Genomic DNA, 14,407 nt, shown 5'->3' on the forward strand with positions numbered 1-14,407 from the left:
ATGTTTTATCCTTTACGTTGTTCCGGCCTGTTGGCTGTCTTGTTGTTAAGTGCTTGCAGCAGCATCAGCCCTGCGCCACCTCTTGTTTCTCCCGCGAGTCCGCCATCGGCCAATAATGTGGCCAAGCCGGTCACCCCGGTGCCGCCGTCCGTCACGGCACCGGCTGCGCCTGAGCAGGCCAAAGTCGTACGCAAGCCCAGGATAGGCCTTGCGCTGGGCGGGGGCGCGGCCAAGGGCTTTGCCCATATCGGCGTGATCAAGGTGCTGGAAGCGAACGGCATCAAGGCCGACATCGTTACCGGTACCAGTGCCGGTGCGGTTGTGGGCGCGCTGTATGCATCGGGCATCAGTCCTTACCAGTTGCAACTGAAGGCGATGAAGCTGGACGAGAGTTCGCTCGCCGACTACACCCTGTCGACATCCGGCCTGATCAAGGGCGAAAAACTGGCCGAGTTTGTCAATCGCGAGGTGCGCAACAAGCCGCTGGAGAAACTCTCCAAACGCTTTGGTGCCGTGGCCACCGAACTGGATACGGGGGCGCGCATTGTGTTCCAGCGCGGTAACACCGGTTCGGCCGTGCGCGCCTCGGCCAGCATTCCTAATGTTTTCCAGCCGGTATCCATGAATGGTAAACGCTATGTCGATGGCGGACTGGTGAGCCCGGTGCCGGTGAGTGCGGCGCGCGAGATGGGGGCTGATGTGGTGATTGCAGTCGATATTTCGGCGCGTCCCACCGGCGGGAGCTCCGGCTTTTTGTCGCGGCTTGACCAGAGCCTGAACATCATGAGTCAGAGTGCGCTGAAGGCCGAGCTCAAGAATGCGGATGTCACCTTGCGCCCCAGCGTAGGCAAGATCGGCGCCACCGATTTCGAGAATCGCCATACCGCCATTCTGGAGGGCGAGCGCGTGGCACGCATGGCCTTGCCGGTCATAAAAAGAGCTTTGTCATTAAAAGCGCAGGCGCTTGCCAAATAATGGCATAATTGGCGTGATATTCCGTTGGACTACTCTGAGGTGGCCAGCGGATTTTGCCCTTGAAGGGGCTATGCTATTCCTATTTCAAGCCCCGGAGGCTTAGGCATGATCATCCTGCATGGCGTCGCGCTGTCCCCGTATTACACCAAGGTCAAGATTGCCCTGATCGAAAAAGGCGTGAATTACGAAGAGGTATTCACCCCGCCTGCTCAGGACGAAGTGTTTCTGGCCAAAAGCCCGATGGGCAAGATCCCTTATGTCGAGATCAACGGCTTTGCGCTGGCCGAGTCGACCGCCATTCTGGAATGGCTGGAAGATGCCTATCCGACGGCCGCGCTCTTGCCGCCTTCACCTAATGCACGCAGCCGCGCCCGTGAAATCATGCAGATGATAGAGCTGTATCTGGCCGCGCCTTGCGCACCCCTGACGCGCCATGTACTGTTTGGCGCGCCCTTGGACGAGGAAGCCCGCGAGCAGGCGCGTAGCGATATCCGCCGCGCGGTGGCGGCGCTGACCCGTCTGACCCGCTTTTCGCCGTGGCTGGCAGGAGAAGATTTCAGCTATGCCGATATTGCCGCAGCCAGTTTTTTCCCCTTGGTGTCGCAGATGACGCAGGCGGTGCTGGCCGAGGATTTGCTGGCGCCACTGCTGGACGAGACCGGCTATATGGCACGTCTGGGACAGCGCAACAGTATTGCGCAGAGCTGGGCCGGGCGTGATGCGGCCGTGGCTGCTTTTATGGCGCGGCGTAAAAAGGCTGCGCAGTCCTAATCTTCTTCCCATTCAAATTCAAGCTGGCGGGCGTCGCTGTTACCCAGGCGTACGCCCAAGCCCAGGAGGCGGACTGCGCGCCCCTGTCCTCTGGCATAGCCCGTCTCCAGCAAGCGGCCGAAGGCGTCCAGCATCAGGGTGCTTGCCGCATGTTCAACCGTGGTCTGGCTGAAGTCGGCGAATTTCACCTTCACCACCAGCGCGCGTAGCGGCGGCTCGCCGGCGCGGCTGATGCGGGACTTCAGCTGTGCCAGCAGTTCGGGCAATTCGGCGCGGCAGGCGGCAAGATCAGGCAGGTCGCGCGCATAGGTTTCTTCCACACTCACTGATTTTCTGTCCCGTTCCGGCTCGACCTCGCGCTTATCGATGCCGTGGGCAAGCTGGTGCAACCGTTCGCCGAAGCGCCCGAATTCTTGCGTCAGCAGCAGCGGATCGGCGGCCGCCAGATCGGCGCCATGGTGGATGCCCAGCGCCTTCAGGCGGGCTGCCGTCACCTTGCCGACACCAAAAAAGCGGGCCACCGGCAAGGCCGCGACAAAGGCGGCGACATCTTGCGGACGTACCACAAACTGCCCGTCCGGCTTGTTCCAGTCGGAAGCAACCTTGGCCAGAAATTTGTTCGGCGCGATGCCGGCCGAGGCAGTAATGCCGACCTCTTCGCGTATGCGTGTGCGTATGGCGGTGGCCATGCGCGTGGCGCTTCCCTGGCACAGGGTGACGCCGCTGACATCGAGATAGGCTTCATCCAGCGACAGCGGCTCGATGCGTTCGGTGAAGGCTTGATAGATGGCGTGGATCTGCTGGCTGGCGGCACGGTAGCGTGCCATATCCGGGCGGACGATCAATAGCTGCGGGCACAGCCTGAGTGCGGTGGCCGAGGCCATGGCCGAGTGGATGCCGTATTGGCGCGCCAGATAATTACAGGTTGCAATCACGCCGCGGGTTTCCGGCCTGCCGCCTATGGCCAGCGCAATATCGCGCCATTCCGGGTGGTCGCGCATTTCGACCGAGGCGTAGAAAGCATCGCAATCGACGTGGATGATCTTGCGTGCTGATGCCGTCATGGCTTTAAGCGGAAGCCGAATCGCTGTGACCCAGTGCCTTGTCCGGAGCGACGGTATCGCGCACGCGCTGTTTCAGCAGCTTGATGTCGGGAAAACCGCCATCGCGCGTGCGATCCCATAGCGTCTCGCCATTGCACAGGATGCGGAATACGCCACCGTTGCCGGGCAAGAGTGCGACTTCGCCCAGTTCTTTTTCAAAGGTGGTCAACAGCTCTTGCGCCATCCAGGCCGCGCGCAATAGCCAGCGGCAGCCGGTGCAATAGTGGATTTCAATACGGGGTAGCGGGGGCGTGGTCATCGTGCGGCAGCGTCAGGATAAAACACGATGGTAGCCGATTGCGCGTCGCCGGGCATGTCCTTCCCTGACTGACTCTTTGCGTCCTGCATGGCAGGCGCCCCTCCATCGACTTTATTATTCAGGTAAAACCTGGCGAAGGGTAAAGACAAGGCCTCGGGCGACGCGATCGGGCTGGCTAGGCACCGACGCTTTGCAGTCTGCATGCCATTAGTATTTGGGTAAAGAAGTTTGTATGTTGTCGGACGATGCTGCATTGCACGATGTAACTTTCATGCAACGCCTATGGAGATAGCCGGTAAAGCCTTGTGTTCTATGGATCTTTGTCGATGTATGTATTCGCCGGCAGGGAGAATGAACCAGGGCGAATGTAGCAGTCGCCGCTGAAGTGGCAAGAACTTGGATAATGGCGGTCGGCACAAATCTGTCATCTTTTCATCATGGTAACGTAACATTCCATATAGATACTTGCGCCGTCAAAAACCATGATGGAGTGCATGATGAAGATCTCTGCCTTGTTGTCCAGCCTGATGGCCAGCTGTTTGATCCTGCCTGCTTACGCCGCGCAAACTCCGGCCTATCCCACGCTGAGTGGCAAGGCGCCGCTGGTGATTGCCCATCGCGGTGCTTCGGGCTACCTGCCCGAGCACACGCTGGAAGCGTATGCCCGGGCCGTCGAACTGGGTGCAGACTATATCGAACCGGATCTGGTCTCGACCAAGGATGGCGTATTGATTGCCCGCCATGAGCCCAACCTGAAAGACAGCACCGATGTGGCGAGCCGCCCAGAGTTTGCCGAGCGCAAAAAGAAGTGGCTGGTTGACGGGGTGGAGGAGGAGGGCTGGTTTGCACCGGACTTTACCTTGGCCGAAATCAAGACCCTGCGTGCCGTTCAGCAGCGTGCCGACCGGCCGCAGGAGTTCAACGGCCAGTTCTCGATTCCGACTTTCGAAGAAATTCTTGTTCTGCGTGAAAAACTCAGCAAGCAGGCCGGGCGCGAGGTCGGCATCTACCCGGAAACCAAGCATCCAAGCTGGCATGCGGCCCAGCAACTGGCGCTGGAACCGGCCTTGCTGGCCAGCCTGAAAAAGCATGGCCTGAACCGCAAGAATGCACCCGTGTTTATTCAGTCATTCGAGACGGCAAACCTGAAAGCCTTGCGCAAGCAGACACCGGTCAAACTGGTGTTTCTGCTGGATGGCAATGATGTGACTGTGGATGGCAAGATGGAGGCTGGCCGGCCTTATGATTTTGTGCTGTCCGGAGATACACGGACGTTTGCCGATTTGACCAAGCCGGCTGCACTCAAGGAAATCCGCCGCTTTGCCGATGGTATTGGCCCGTGGAAGCCTTACATCATGGCAAGCGAAGGTATGGCGGACAAGAAAACCGGGCTGGCAGCCGATGTGAATGGCGACAAGGTGGTCGATATGCAGGACCGTACCTTGCTGGAGCCAGGCACTCTGGTGCGGGACGCACACAAGGCCGGGCTATTCGTCCATGCCTATACCTTCCGCAACGAGCCCAAATATCTGGCGGCGAATTTCATGAATGATCCGCAGGAAGAATATAAAGCGTATTACGCACTGGGCGTGGACGGGGTATTCAGCGACTTTGCCGATACGGCGGTCAAGGCCCGCAGCCTGAAATAAGCCGGCGGGGTTATCGATTAAGGGGAAGCATGGCGCTTCCCCTTTTTTGCTTTAGTGCTGCATGGGCATGGCAGCGGGCATGCCGTCTTCCACCACTACATCCAGTTTCACTTCGCCACCCCGTTCGAACTTCAGCGTCAGTGGAAAATGCTCGCCTTTTTGCAGCGGGCTGTTCAGCCCCATCAGCATGACATGCAGGCCACCGGGGGCGAACTTGACTGTCTGGCCGGCCGGCACGGCCACCCCGCCTTCGACTTCGCGCATGCGCATTACGCCGTTATCGTGGATATGGGTGTGCAGTTCAGCCTTTTTTGCGCGCGGGGTCTGGGCGCCAAGCAGGCGGTCAGCCTGCTTGCCGGTGTTTTCGATAAGGAAATAGGCAGCGCCATTGACCGAGGCTGCCGGCATGACCCGGCTCCATGGGTGCTGGATGGTCAGATCGGCGCTGCGGGTTTCGTGCGCGATGGCCGTAAAAGGCAGGGTAGCGAGCAGGGCAGTAAGCAGCAGCTTGTTCATGGCGATTCTGTCTGAGGGCAAAGATGAGAAGAAAAATATCACATTTGTCATCAAGAATGATGCGACACAATGTCGCAGGGGTGTTTTGTTGTGGGGGCGACAGCGGTTTTCGCGACAACGACGCCAGACTGGGCAGGGCGTGTAATCCGGATAGAATGCCGGCTTAGTCTCAACCCGTGCAAGCAAATGCTTGAGCAATTTTACCTGCAGTATCTGTTCGGTGGCCTGGTCAGTCTGATCGTCATCACCAATCCGCTGTCCAAGATTCCGCTCTTTATCAGCCTGACGCGCGGCATGAGCGAGACCCAGCGTGCCGAGCAGGCACGCATGGCTTGCGTTTACGCCGCCGCCATCATGGCGGTATCGCTGATGGCGGGTAATCTGATCCTCGAATTCTTCGGTATTTCCTACGGCGCCTTGCGTATTGCCGGTGGCCTGGTGGTGGCGGTAATCGGTTATCGCATGCTGTTTTTGCCGCCGGACAGCGGCCACAACCACAAAATGGTGGAGGAAGAGGACTGTGCCTTTTTCCCTATCGCCATGCCCGGAATCAGCGGGCCGGGCACCATTGCGGTGGTGATCGGCCTGTCGACTGAAATTGCCGAGCTTTCCAGCTGGCCAGCCAAGGCCGCCGCCATGTTCATGACCTTGCTGGCCATTGCCGGTACCAGTGTCGGGGTGTGGATGATGCTGCGCTCGTCCACGCTGATTGCGGAAAAGCTGGGCCGTGCCGGACGCGAAGTACTAGGGCGGTTGATGGGTTTTTTGCTGATTTGTGTCGGCGTGCAGTTTGTCGGCTCCGGCATCCGTACCTTTATGGCTGGCTCATGATTGACCGTTATTAATTACGGTGGCATCGTGAGGCCCTTGATGCCTGAGACTAGGTCTGTGATGTCTTCTGTACGCCATGGCTTTGCTGGTGCACGTGATACCGTGCCGATGCTGGTCGGTGCCGCACCGTTCGGGCTGATCTTCGGGGCCTTGGCCACCACTTCCCATTTGACCCCTGCCCAGACGCTGGCGATGTCGCTGCTGGTGTTTGCCGGCTCGTCGCAATTCATCGCGGTCGGACTGTTTGCCGCCGGCAGCACGCTGCCGGTGCTGTGGCTGACCACGCTGGTGGTCAACCTGCGCCATGCGCTGTATAGCGCTACCTTGCTGCCGTATGCGCGTGATTGGCCGTTGCGCTGGCGCTTGCCGCTGGCGTTCTGGCTGACCGACGAGACTTTTGCCGTGGTAGAGCACCGCCTGCGCTCGGGGGCAGTTGCGGGCGGAGCCGCGTACTGGTTCGGCTCGTCGCTGGCGATGTACGGCAACTGGCTGCTGTGGACGCTGCTGGGCATTATGGTCGGGCAGGGGATACCCGGCATCGCCGGCTGGGGGCTGGACTTCGCGATGCTGGCGACCTTCACCGCCATTGTCGCGCCGCAGCTCAAAACCCGTCCGGCACTGGCCGCTGCGCTGGTGGCCGGCACGGTGGCGCTGTGGCTGCGCGCCTTGCCGTACCAGGGCGGCCTGATGCTGGGCGCGTGTGCGGGCATCGCCACCGGCATGCTGTTGGACGGCAAGCGTCAGGAGGCCGCATGAACGTGTGGCTGGCCATTATCGGCATGGCGCTGCTGACGCTGGCAATTCGAGCCAGTTTCCTGGTGCTGGGTCGGCGTTGGGTGTTTCCGCCGTGGCTGGCGCGAGCTTTGCACTATGTCCCGGTTGCGGTGCTGTCGGCGCTGGTGGTGCCGATGGCGCTGGCTCCCGGCGGGAGCATTGCGCTGTCGTGGCAGAACTCCTATCTGATCGGCACCGTGTGCGCGGGTGCGCTGGCCTGGTATAGCGGGCGCACCTTGCCCGCGTTGCTGGCGAGTTTCGCGCTCTTTGGTGTGCTGCGTTATTTTGCCTGAGTCCGACGCGGGCAGCCCAGCTGCAGCAGGTCCCAGCGGGCTGCGCACGACGACGGTGGCGTCGTGTTCTGCGTGCGGGGCATCGGCACTCTGAACGCGCGGCCTGCGGGCCGGGCTGTGGCCGGGTTGCCATACCGCTAGGGCTTTTCGCTGGGCTACGAGCCGGGCGTCACAGGAGTGACATATGGACATGTTAATGATGCATGGACACCACTCATGAGGACGTCCAGATGCAGAAAACAGGTGCCGTCGCCTCCCTTGGGGAGCCATCCTTGCTCCTGCCTGCGTGGATTACCGCTGCGCTGGCGGCGAACGACCGGTTGAAGCTTTACCTGAGCCTGATGCAGGCCGTGATCCATGCCGTGGACCACGGCGAGGACATCGCTATCGATTGGCAAAGGGAGTTCGTCCGTCTCGGCCTGCAGAGCCAGGCCTGGCTGCCTGCCTTGGGGCATGGCGCCTACCGGCAGGGCGACGCAGTCTTTGTGCCGCGGCTAGGTGAGTGGCTGGATGCGCTGGACAGGGACCTGCATGCCCTGGCGCGCCCGGTCTGTGGGCGGCCTGAATACCCGGCGCCTGCGCTCAAGGCCAGGTGCGACGCCTGGCATGCGCGACTCGAAGCGCTGGCGGACGCGGAGGAGATCGGTTCCGGCCTGTTGCACGCCTTGACGCACGGGGACCGCAAGTCGGGGGACAGCCTGCACCTGCTGGTCATGGATCTGCACAAGGCGATCAACACCCTGGCGGGGGATGTGGCGACCGAAGAGATAGACGGCGCCCATGTCTGGCAGATCCGCGATGAGGATCGCCCACGGGTGCAGGCCTTTATGCGTGGTCTCCACTCGACCTCCGCCTTGAAGTTCGGCCATCCCGGCCTGGATACCGCCGTCACCCGCGACGGCGACCGCCTTCTGTTGCAGAACGATATCGGCACCAACGACGCCCATGTGCTGGTGATCGAATGGACACCGGACGCGCTGCACCTGACCTACTCCGACCTGCATCCCGCCCGGTTCGAATTCTTTGCCGCTATGCTGCGCCCGCTCGGATTCGACTGGGCATCGATCGCTCCGGGCACGGATGCGGCGCTCAATGCGGGCAAGTCCTATCTGGTGGGGCACGCCAGCTTGCAGTCCGACAGCGAGAGCCGCCTGGCCGAAGCGCTGGAGGGGGCTGCCTCCAGAATCGTCTTTGTCATCGACTGGAACCGGGCGCGCAAGCGCTTGCAGCACTTTGTCCGCAAGCCGGTGGCGGTCGGCATCCTCGAGCAGCTGGCGCGGGAAAACCTGGGCCATATGGCCTGGCTGCTGGCCGGAGGGGAGCTGCTGGTATACGACGCCATGCAGTCGATGGATGGTGGGGGCTTCCGTGTGGGCGACCGGCTTGACCGGGTGCTGGGCGAGGCGTCGGCACGCGAATACCTGTATGCGCTGATGCGGGAGGCCAGCATCAGGCTAAGGGAGCAGCAGCCGGTGGCGCTGGTGGCGGACGAGGCCCGCTTGCTGCTGGCGCGGGCCATGCGCAAACGCGCTTTCGAGTTCGACCTGTTGGCCGAGCAGGCCGCGTACTGTCACGCGTTGGCGCAGACCATTGTGGAAATGCTGCTCGAACAGGCTTCGCCTGCCGGGCTCCAGCAGCAGCTGGCGCGGGCCAAGGCATGGGAGCGGCAGGCTGACCATTTGCTGGTCGAGGCAAGGCAGCGCAGCCATCACTTCGAGCGCTGGCAGCCGATGCTTGGCTTGCTGGAACGGATGGACGATGTCGCCGACGTGCTGGAGGAGGCCGTTTTTGTGCTGGGTTTGCTGTTGCACCCGGGCATGCCGCAGATGCCTGCCGAGGTCAATCGCCATCTGTCGGCGATTGCCGAACTGACCCTGGGTGCGATTCAGGACCAGGTCAAGGTTGTGGAAATCGCGCGCCATCTGGAAGAAGGCGGCGCCCCGCGTGACGGCGACGAATTCCTGAAGGTGCTCTGGCGTATTGTCCGGGCCGAGCGGGCCTGTGACGAAGCGCTGCGCATGGCACGCTGGGAACTGGTCGGCCAATGGCGCGAGCAAGCGGCCGCGCTGCAAATGGCGGTCGAGTTTGCATCCAATGTCGAGCAGGCGACCGACCGCCTGCTGGAGGTGGCCTACGTCTTGCGCAGCAGGGTTCTCGAGCAGTCTGGAGTGCAGTCATGAAAATCGATACGCAGTGGCCACAGCATTTTTACCTGATAGCAGGGCGCACGTCAGCGCAGGAGGAAAAGGGTGACATCTCGCCGCAGGGCATGGGGGCGAAAGCCTACAACCTGCGCGAAATGGCCAACTTGGGCCTGCCGGTTCCGCCCGCGCTGGTGATCGGTACCACCTACACGGCGAACCCGGATGCCTGTTTGCCGTTATTGGCCACGCACGGCATGCCCGCTCTGGAAGTGGCGGCAGGCGGGATTTTTGGCGACGAGAGACGGCCGCTGCTGGTGTCCGTCCGTTCCGGAGCACCGGTGTCGATGCCCGGCATGCTGGAGACCCTGCTCAATGTCGGTCTGTGCGACAGGACGGTCAGCGGCCTGTTGCGCCAGACGGGCAACCCGCGCATGGTATGGGACGCCTACCGGCGTCTGGTCGCGACATTCGGCTCGGTTGTCGCAGGCATTCCTGCCGCGCATTTCGAGCGGCTGACGGAAGACGTTGCCCAAGGGCGCGACGAGCGGCAACTGGACTTCTCCGAGCACCGGGCGCTGGTCCGCAGCTATCTGGATTGTTTCCTGAGCTGCACCGGCCAGGACTTCCCGCAGGAGCCGCAAGCCCAGCTGCACCAGGCCGTGCTTGCTGTCTTCCGCTCCTGGCATCAGGCCAAGGCGCAGGCCTACCGGAAAATGCACGGGCTGGACGACGGGATGGGGACGGCGGTGATGGTCCAGCAGATGGTGTTCGGCAATGCCGGTTTGCGCTCCGGTGCCGGCGTGGGTTTTACCCGGAACCCGGTTACGGGTGTTCCGGGGCTTTGGTTTGATTACCTGCGCAACGCCCAGGGCGAGGATGTGGTCGGCGGGCGTCGCCGTGCGCTCGGGCAGGAGGCGGGCATGCCTCCCGAGTGTCTGACGCAGCTCGAAGAGGCGGCGCGTTTGCTGGAGCGCCATTTCCAGGACATGCAGGATCTCGAGTTTACCGTCGAGGAGGGCTGCCTGTATCTGTTGCAAACGCGTGCCGGCAAGCGCTCAGGCATCGCCCGGGCCAGGATCGCGCTGGACCTGCAGGAGGAAGGCGTGATCGACAGGGACGCCGCATTGGCCCAGACCCGGGATCTGACTGCGGGTGAACTCTCGCATACCCGCCTGGCCGTCAAGGACGCGCCAGCCATGCAGGTGCTGGCGCGGGCAACGCCAGCCAGCGCAGGGGTGGTGAGTGCCGAGGTCGTGCTCGACGCGGATTCCGCCCGGCGCAGGGCTGCGGCCGGGGCGATGGTCGTGCTGGTCAGGGCGGATGCGGAAACCGACGACATCGAAGGGCTGCAGGTGGCGGCTGGCCTGCTGACCTGTCGCGGGGCCAGAACTTCGCACGCGGCCGTGGTCGCACGGCAGTTGGGCAAGGTTTGTCTGGTTGGGTGCGAGACGATGCAGGTGGATCTCGCTCTGCGCGAGCTGCGTTTTGGCAATCAGGTGATTGCCGAGGGGGCATACCTGACGCTGGATGCCGAGGGCGGGCAGGTGATTTCCGGCGTCGCTGAATTGGTCGAAGAGCCGGACCTGCAACTGCTGTCTCGCCTGCAGGCGCTGCGTCTTGGCGCAGAGGACGCAGGAGAGGGCTGTATCAGGGTCGCCGGTTGGGCGCGGGTTGACTAGAGGGCTGCGCGCTCCTGTTACCAGAGCGGGGGGCGGGAGGGATTAAGGCTGCGCGATAGCCCCGCCGCCGCGGGGCTGGTTTGTCTGTGCCGTGCGATGTCAGCTGGACGCGTCGCGTTTGGGGCATCCCAGCTGCAGCAGGTCCCAGCGGTTGCCATACAGGTCGGTGAATACCACCACCGTGCCATAGTCTTCTTCGCGCGGGGCTTCGGCAAACGTCACACCGCGTGCGCGGTAAACATCGTAGTCGCGCCAGAAATCATCGGTATGTAAAAACAGGAACACCCGGCCTCCGGCCTGATGGCCGATGGCCTGTGTCTGTTCGGCATTGCTGGCGCGCGCCAGGAGCAGGCTGGTCTCGCCGCCGGGCGGTGTCACCCGCACCCAGCGTTTGCCGCCGCCAAGATCGCTGTCTTCGGCCAGATCGAAGCCGAGCACACCGTGGTAGTAGGCAATGGCGCGGTCGTAGTCATCGACGACGATGGCGAACTGGGCTATATGCTGTTTCATCTGGACTGTCCTGTGGGGTGGGCTGCGATGGTACACGACGCCGGTGCCGGCCGTCACAGCTTGGCCACCAGAATCAGCGCGATCAACAGTGGCGCGATGACGCAGCACATCGCGCGCATGGCCGCTTGTGCCGGGCGGGACAGCGCCAGCTCGGCACGCATCGCCGGCCATACCTTCCAGCCGGCAAACAGCGCGGTACCGATGCCGCCCAGCGGCAACAGGATATTGCTGGCGCTGTAGTCCATCAATTCGAACACATTGCGCCCGAACAGCTTGTAATCGGCCAATAGCCCGAACGACAGCGACGCGGGCACGCCGGCGGCGAATACCAGGGCGGCAATGCCGAGGGTTGCTTGCTTGCGGCTGATGCCCCACTCGTCTATCGGCAGCACCACGATCAGCTCCAGCAGCGACACCGACGAGGTCAGCGCGGCAAACAGCAGCAGGGCAAAGAAGGCGATGGCGAAGCCCTGGCCGAACGGCAGGTGGTTGAACACGATGGGCATGGTCATATAGGTCAGCCCCGGGCCGGCGGCGGCATCGAGGCCGAAGGCGGCGACCGCCGGAAAGATCATCAGCCCGGCCAGGATGGATGTCAGCGTGGTCAGGCCGGTAACCCACAAGGCGGAGCCGGTCAGCTTGATGTCGTCACCGAGGTAGGAGCCATAGGCTAGCATGCAGCCGGCACCGACCGACAGCGAGAAGAAAGCCAGCCCCAGCGCATCGACCAGCATGGCCGGCGAAACCTTGGCAAAGTCGGGCGCCAGAAACGCGGCGACACCGGCGGCGGCTCCGGGCAGGGTCAGCGAGCGCACCATCAGCACCAGCATCAGCACGAACAGTGCCGGCATCAGCACCTTGCCGGCGCGCTCGATACCGTTCTTGACGCCGGCCATCACCACGCCCAGCGTCAGCGCCATAAACAGCGCATGGGTGAGCAGGGGCTCGGTCGGGTTGGAAACATACTGGCCGAACAGTGCCGCCAGCGCGGCCGGATCATTGCTCATCACCCGTCCGTCGACGGCGCGGAGCAGGTAGCCCAGCGTCCAGCCGCCGACCACGCTGTAAAAACTCAATACCAGAAAACCGGCCAGCACGCCGGCGTAGCCGACCAGCGGCCATGCACCGCCACCCAGCTTTTTAAAGGCACTGACGGCGCCGACCTTGGCATGGCGGCCGATGGCGAATTCGGCCAGCAGCAGGGTGAGGCCCAGGGTGAAGGTCAGCGCGATAAAGACCAGCAAAAAGGCACCGCCGCCGTTCATTGCGGTGACGTAGGGGAATTTCCAGATCGAGCCCAAGCCCACCGTAGCGCCGGCCGAGGCGAGGATAAAGCCGAGGCGGGAGCCCCATTGTGATCGCTGCATACATTGCTCCTTGTGCAATTGCTGCCGGCAAGGAGGGAGGAAGAATGACACAGGCCGCCTTGTCGGCGGCCTGTTGGGGATAGTCGTGACCCGGCGCGCCGCTTAAAAGAGGCGCCACCAGTTGGAACGGAAAGTCACGGTCATCGGATTCATGGCCTCAGCATGCCTTGCCGCCGTGCCTGTCGTCAAGTGCTGGATACAATCGCCAGTGCATTACAGGTTTTTAAGCAGCACGCTGAGCACGAGTAGCGGAATCAGGTAACGGCAAGCGAGCTGCCAGCTGCGGTGCGTACGGGCGGGCAGGCCGGCTTCGTCGGCCAGGCGTTGGCCGGCGGCACTGCCAGCCAACAGCGCCAGCGCGATGCCGCCCACAGGCATGGCCAGATTGGAGACGAAGTAGTCCATCGCATCGAATATCCGCTTGCCGGCAATGCTGACATCGGAGAGCACGCCGAAAGACAGGGCAGCCGGCATGCCGCAGACAATGATGGCGGCCGTGACGGTGCATAGCGCATTGCGCCGCGACCAGCCCAGATCATCGATGAAAAAGATGGCCACCAGCTCCAGCATGGCGACCGAGGAAGACAGTGCCGCCATCGCCAGCAGGGCAAAAAAGGCCACGGCGAAGACGCTGCCCAGCGGCAGATGCTGGAACACGACAGGCATGGCGATGAAGGTCAGCCCCGGGCCTGCGGCCGGATCGAGGCCGAAGGCGGCCAGTGCCGGGAAAATCATCAGTCCGGAGAGCAGACTGACCAACACCGCCAGCGTCACCACCCAGGCTGCCGTCGGTACGATGGCGATATCGGTCTTCATATATGAGCCATAGGCGATCATGGCGCCAACACCCAGCGACAGCGAGAAAAATGCCAGTCCCAGCGCATCGACGGCACGGGCGGCGGTCAGTTTGCTAAAGTCGGGTTGCAGGAAAGCGATCACACCTGAGGCGGCGCCAGGCAGCGTCAGCGCCCGTAGCACCAGCAGCAGCATAATCACGAATAGCGCCGGCATCAGTATCTTGCCCGCCCGTTCTATGCCTTTTTCGATGCCGCCCAGCACGATGGCGAGCGTGGCGAGGGCGAACAGTGCATGTGTCAGCAGCGGCGCAAGCGGATCGGACACGAAGTTGTCGAACAGTGCCGGCAGCGCTGCCGGCGCCGTCGATATTACGCGACCATCAAGGGCAAAACCCAGATAGGCAAAGGTCCAGCCGCCGACCACGCTGTAGAACGAGAACAGCACGAAACCGGCGAGCACGCCCAGCAGCCCGGCCAGCCGCCAGCGCGGACCGCCCATCCGGGCATAGGCGACGCTGGCACCACTGCGGGTGGTGCGGCCCAGTGCGATCTCGGCCACCATCAGCGCGAGGCCGAGGGTAAAACTGAACGCCAGATAAAGCAGGATAAAGGCCCCTCCGCCGTTCTGTGCGGCGACATAGGGGAATTTCCAGATGGCGCCCAGTCCGATGGCAGAGCCGGCGGCGGCGAGAATGAAGCCGAGGCGCGAGCCCCAGCTGTGGCGGTGTTGCGGCATAGT

Annotated in this window: 14 protein-coding genes; 8 read left to right on the top strand and 6 right to left on the bottom strand. The window is 62.6% G+C overall.

The genetic code is table 11. The features are described 5' to 3' along the window. Both GQF02_RS05500 and GQF02_RS05505 read left to right on the top strand, forming a co-directional pair. The gene (locus GQF02_RS05500) at window positions 1-975 is read left to right on the top strand and encodes a patatin-like phospholipase family protein (RefSeq protein ID WP_160795483.1); all 975 of its coding nucleotides are present in this window, start codon (window positions 1-3) and stop codon (window positions 973-975) included. Window positions 976-1,080: 105 nt separating this feature from the next. Then, window positions 1,081-1,746, top strand: coding sequence for a glutathione S-transferase family protein (locus GQF02_RS05505; RefSeq protein WP_160795485.1), 666 nt, complete (start codon window positions 1,081-1,083; stop codon window positions 1,744-1,746). On the opposite strand, the gene dinB is transcribed toward GQF02_RS05505, so the two are convergent. Both dinB and GQF02_RS05515 read right to left on the bottom strand, forming a co-directional pair. Continuing rightward, window positions 1,743-2,810 (bottom strand): DNA polymerase IV, encoded by a 1,068-nt coding sequence (gene dinB, locus GQF02_RS05510; RefSeq protein WP_160795487.1) that lies wholly within the window; start codon window positions 2,808-2,810, stop codon window positions 1,743-1,745. The genes GQF02_RS05505 and dinB overlap by 4 nt on opposite strands. 4 nt (window positions 2,811-2,814) lie before the next feature. Further along, a complete protein-coding gene (locus GQF02_RS05515; protein ID WP_160795489.1) occupies window positions 2,815-3,108 on the bottom strand; it encodes a SelT/SelW/SelH family protein in 294 nt (97 codons plus the stop codon). Window positions 3,109-3,602: 494 nt separating this feature from the next. On the opposite strand from GQF02_RS05515, the gene GQF02_RS05520 reads away from it, so the two are divergent. Continuing rightward, on the top strand, window positions 3,603-4,757 hold the full coding sequence (locus GQF02_RS05520; RefSeq protein WP_220789352.1) for a glycerophosphodiester phosphodiesterase: 1,155 nt from the start codon (window positions 3,603-3,605) through the stop codon (window positions 4,755-4,757). A 51-nt stretch (window positions 4,758-4,808) separates the two neighbouring features. Here the strand turns inward: GQF02_RS05520 and GQF02_RS05525 are convergent, their stop codons facing one another. After that, window positions 4,809-5,273, bottom strand: coding sequence for a copper chaperone PCu(A)C (locus tag GQF02_RS05525; protein ID WP_124734885.1), 465 nt, complete (start codon window positions 5,271-5,273; stop codon window positions 4,809-4,811). 186 nt (window positions 5,274-5,459) lie between these two features. Between GQF02_RS05525 and GQF02_RS05530 the strand changes: the two genes are divergently transcribed. The 5 genes from GQF02_RS05530 (at window position 5,460) to GQF02_RS05550 (ending at window position 10,994) form a co-directional block, all read left to right on the top strand. Then, window positions 5,460-6,104, top strand: coding sequence for a MarC family NAAT transporter (locus GQF02_RS05530; RefSeq protein ID WP_124734886.1), 645 nt, complete (start codon window positions 5,460-5,462; stop codon window positions 6,102-6,104). A gap of 60 nt (window positions 6,105-6,164) precedes the next feature. Beyond that, the gene (locus tag GQF02_RS05535) at window positions 6,165-6,860 is read left to right on the top strand and encodes an AzlC family ABC transporter permease (RefSeq protein WP_160795491.1); all 696 of its coding nucleotides are present in this window, start codon (window positions 6,165-6,167) and stop codon (window positions 6,858-6,860) included. Further along, a complete protein-coding gene (locus tag GQF02_RS05540; protein WP_124734887.1) occupies window positions 6,857-7,171 on the top strand; it encodes an AzlD domain-containing protein in 315 nt (104 codons plus the stop codon). Before GQF02_RS05535 ends, GQF02_RS05540 begins: the two co-directional genes overlap by 4 nt. Window positions 7,172-7,401: 230 nt before the next feature. Continuing rightward, entirely contained in the window at window positions 7,402-9,351 is a 1,950-nt protein-coding gene (locus GQF02_RS05545; RefSeq protein ID WP_160795493.1) for a DUF47 family protein, read from the top strand. Continuing rightward, window positions 9,348-10,994 (top strand): PEP/pyruvate-binding domain-containing protein, encoded by a 1,647-nt coding sequence (locus GQF02_RS05550; protein ID WP_160795495.1) that lies wholly within the window; start codon window positions 9,348-9,350, stop codon window positions 10,992-10,994. Before GQF02_RS05545 ends, GQF02_RS05550 begins: the two co-directional genes overlap by 4 nt. Window positions 10,995-11,093: 99 nt before the next feature. Here the strand turns inward: GQF02_RS05550 and GQF02_RS05555 are convergent, their stop codons facing one another. The 3 genes from GQF02_RS05555 to GQF02_RS05565 all read right to left on the bottom strand — a co-directional run bounded on the left by GQF02_RS05555 (window position 11,094) and on the right by GQF02_RS05565 (window position 14,404). After that, complete coding sequence (locus tag GQF02_RS05555) at window positions 11,094-11,504, bottom strand: VOC family protein (RefSeq protein ID WP_160795497.1); 411 nt, start codon at window positions 11,502-11,504, stop codon at window positions 11,094-11,096. Between the two features lie 53 nt (window positions 11,505-11,557). Continuing rightward, window positions 11,558-12,871, bottom strand: coding sequence for a sodium-dependent transporter (locus GQF02_RS05560; RefSeq protein WP_160795500.1), 1,314 nt, complete (start codon window positions 12,869-12,871; stop codon window positions 11,558-11,560). A gap of 213 nt (window positions 12,872-13,084) precedes the next feature. Next, window positions 13,085-14,404: a sodium-dependent transporter gene (locus GQF02_RS05565; protein WP_160795502.1), complete on the bottom strand. Its 1,320-nt coding sequence runs from the start codon at window positions 14,402-14,404 to the stop codon at window positions 13,085-13,087. Window positions 14,405-14,407: the final 3 nt, after the last annotated feature.

The sequence above is a fragment of the Craterilacuibacter sinensis genome (assembly GCF_009831765.1).
Taxonomy (GTDB): domain Bacteria; phylum Pseudomonadota; class Gammaproteobacteria; order Burkholderiales; family Chromobacteriaceae; genus Craterilacuibacter; species Craterilacuibacter sinensis.

What these genes read in the sequence shown, in the direction of transcription:
- GQF02_RS05500 (WP_160795483.1), top strand. Translation starts at nt 1, where the DNA reads ATGTTTTATCCTTTACGTTGTTCCGGCCTGTTGGCTGTCTTGTTGTTA.
- GQF02_RS05505 (WP_160795485.1), top strand. Translation starts at nt 1,081, where the DNA reads ATGATCATCCTGCATGGCGTCGCGCTGTCCCCGTATTACACCAAGGTC.
- dinB (WP_160795487.1), bottom strand. Translation starts at nt 2,810, where the DNA reads ATGACGGCATCAGCACGCAAGATCATCCACGTCGATTGCGATGCTTTC.
- GQF02_RS05515 (WP_160795489.1), bottom strand. Translation starts at nt 3,108, where the DNA reads ATGACCACGCCCCCGCTACCCCGTATTGAAATCCACTATTGCACCGGC.
- GQF02_RS05520 (WP_220789352.1), top strand. Translation starts at nt 3,603, where the DNA reads ATGATGAAGATCTCTGCCTTGTTGTCCAGCCTGATGGCCAGCTGTTTG.
- GQF02_RS05525 (WP_124734885.1), bottom strand. Translation starts at nt 5,273, where the DNA reads ATGAACAAGCTGCTGCTTACTGCCCTGCTCGCTACCCTGCCTTTTACG.
- GQF02_RS05530 (WP_124734886.1), top strand. Translation starts at nt 5,460, where the DNA reads ATGCTTGAGCAATTTTACCTGCAGTATCTGTTCGGTGGCCTGGTCAGT.
- GQF02_RS05535 (WP_160795491.1), top strand. Translation starts at nt 6,165, where the DNA reads ATGTCTTCTGTACGCCATGGCTTTGCTGGTGCACGTGATACCGTGCCG.
- GQF02_RS05540 (WP_124734887.1), top strand. Translation starts at nt 6,857, where the DNA reads ATGAACGTGTGGCTGGCCATTATCGGCATGGCGCTGCTGACGCTGGCA.
- GQF02_RS05545 (WP_160795493.1), top strand. Translation starts at nt 7,402, where the DNA reads ATGCAGAAAACAGGTGCCGTCGCCTCCCTTGGGGAGCCATCCTTGCTC.
- GQF02_RS05550 (WP_160795495.1), top strand. Translation starts at nt 9,348, where the DNA reads ATGAAAATCGATACGCAGTGGCCACAGCATTTTTACCTGATAGCAGGG.
- GQF02_RS05555 (WP_160795497.1), bottom strand. Translation starts at nt 11,504, where the DNA reads ATGAAACAGCATATAGCCCAGTTCGCCATCGTCGTCGATGACTACGAC.
- GQF02_RS05560 (WP_160795500.1), bottom strand. Translation starts at nt 12,871, where the DNA reads ATGCAGCGATCACAATGGGGCTCCCGCCTCGGCTTTATCCTCGCCTCG.
- GQF02_RS05565 (WP_160795502.1), bottom strand. Translation starts at nt 14,404, where the DNA reads ATGCCGCAACACCGCCACAGCTGGGGCTCGCGCCTCGGCTTCATTCTC.